Origin of the sequence: Tenebrionibacter intestinalis, assembly GCF_016632365.1 — a bacterium.
Taxonomy (GTDB): Bacteria; Pseudomonadota; Gammaproteobacteria; order Enterobacterales; family Enterobacteriaceae; genus Tenebrionibacter; species Tenebrionibacter intestinalis.
The window spans coordinates 1-972 of sequence record NZ_JAEPBH010000141.1 but is presented as its reverse complement, the minus strand read 5'-3'; the positions used below and the strand labels follow the sequence as shown (position 1 = coordinate 972).

1 protein-coding gene and 1 pseudogene are annotated in these 972 nt (G+C 46.7%); both read right to left on the bottom strand.

All coding sequences use genetic code 11. The features are described from left to right. Nucleotides 1–79: 79 nt before the first annotated feature. Nucleotides 80–547: a DUF6392 family protein gene (locus JJB97_RS18135; protein ID WP_238715472.1), complete on the bottom strand. Its 468-nt coding sequence runs from the start codon at nt 545–547 to the stop codon at nt 80–82. Continuing rightward, nucleotides 544–972, bottom strand: a pseudogene (locus JJB97_RS18130) (S-type pyocin domain-containing protein); the annotation flags it as partial. The pseudogene JJB97_RS18130 and the gene JJB97_RS18135, both read right to left, overlap by 4 nt.

The window sequence follows — 972 nt, the reverse complement described above, 5'->3', positions numbered from 1 at the left end:
GCTCTTCTCTTCCGGGGCCGGGGTAGTGGTGGCCGTGATACCGCTAAACCCACCAGCCGGGCTGGTGGCGTAATAACAATTACCAACGCATTTCTGATGTTAAAATAAAAGCGACTTCTTTGACTGTTTCATTGAGATCATAATCAATTTGCATAGTGATCGGGACGTGAAAATCTTCAACAGTAAACTTTTCCACCCAGCCGAATGCCCGCTTCATTACTACTCTTGGAGGGGCGCTACCTTCTGGTTCACCAAAAACATCGTGCACCCACCGACGAGACATGCTTTTCTGTAATGGCGTCGGTAGTTCGTTTGGGAATACCCAATTTTTCACACTATCGTTTTGTATACTCAGTGTAATTTCTTTCAGAATTCGGCCTTCGCGCCTGAATGCCAGAAAAACCCCCTCTTTAGCCATATCAAGGCTGATCGTGGGAGAACCTGCCGCGCCTTTTGGCTCGCTCTTGTATGTAATGATTCCTGAATCAATTAGGTCTTTGTAACTATTGCCCAGGTTACGTATTAGGCTCTCAATATTTACGGTCATTTATATAACCCCATCTCACTATTCAAGCTGTGGATTTTCGCCCTTGCCGCTTCTATTTTAGCTTCCGTAGCACCATGTTCTTTTAGCGCAGGTTTGATGGCATCCAGATTATGATCCACTGCCGCCCGAAGGTTGCGTGAGTCCTGGTCTATTTGTACGGGTGTATTGCGTCCACCATAGGTTTCACTTAGCTTCTGATGCACATCTTTGGGAATAACAATGGCAGCAACATCATTTGTCATTGCTTCTAATTCCTTTTCTTTAAGCAGGGGATCAAGTCTTTTTAAATATGCTTCAACGGCAGCCCTTGACGGCATATGGTCCGCCTCATATTTACCCTGTCGCGAGCGCCGTTTAAAGTCGCTGTACAGCTCCACTTCCAGGAGCTCCACCGGCGGCTTGCTCAGGTAGATATAAATCGGCGG